Consider the following 596-nt stretch of genomic DNA (forward strand, 5'->3'; position numbering starts at 1 on the left):
GACGGAGCCGAGCGTCAGCGAGGCGCAGTCGTGAGCGGCAAACCCATGCGCAAGGTGGTCTTGCGCAATCTCGCCGCGCACAAGGTGCGACTGGCACTGACCCTGCTCTCGGTGGTGCTCGGAACCGCGTTCATCGCGGGCTCATTCGTCTTCACCGATACCCTCCAGCGGACCTTCGACGGGATCTTCGCCAATCAGGCCAAGGGCGTCGATGTGCGGGTGAGTCCGCAAAAGCAACAGGCACAGGGCATTCCGCTCAGCGTGGTCGACCAGATCTCGAAGATGGACGGGGTGCGGGCGGTCGCGCCGAGCGTCAACGGACCGCTGGTGTTGCTGTATCCGGACGGTAAGAAGGCCGTACAGACCGGTGGTGCACCGACTTTCGGCCAGTCCTACATTCCGCCGGATAAGGCGGTCGCCGAACCGGACAAGTTCGTGCAGGGCGTTCCGCCCGCGCACGAGGGCGAAATCGCACTCAATACCGGCGGCGCCGAACGTGCGGGTCTGCATGTCGGTGACAAGACCAAGGTGCTGGTTCCCTCGCACGGCAACCCGATCGACGTCACGCTCACCGGAATCTACGAGGTCCCTTCGGA

1 protein-coding gene is annotated in these 596 nt (G+C 64.3%); it reads left to right on the forward strand.

What is annotated here, in order from left to right; all coding sequences use genetic code 11:
• Window positions 1–45: 45 nt before the first annotated feature.
• Window positions 46–596, forward strand: a 551-nt coding sequence (locus tag NP3_RS34605; RefSeq protein ID WP_174566298.1) for an ABC transporter permease, incomplete at its 3' end; no start/stop codon positions are given.

It is taken from the genome of Nocardia pseudovaccinii NBRC 100343, assembly GCF_001613225.1.
Classification (GTDB): Bacteria; Actinomycetota; Actinomycetes; order Mycobacteriales; family Mycobacteriaceae; genus Nocardia; species Nocardia pseudovaccinii.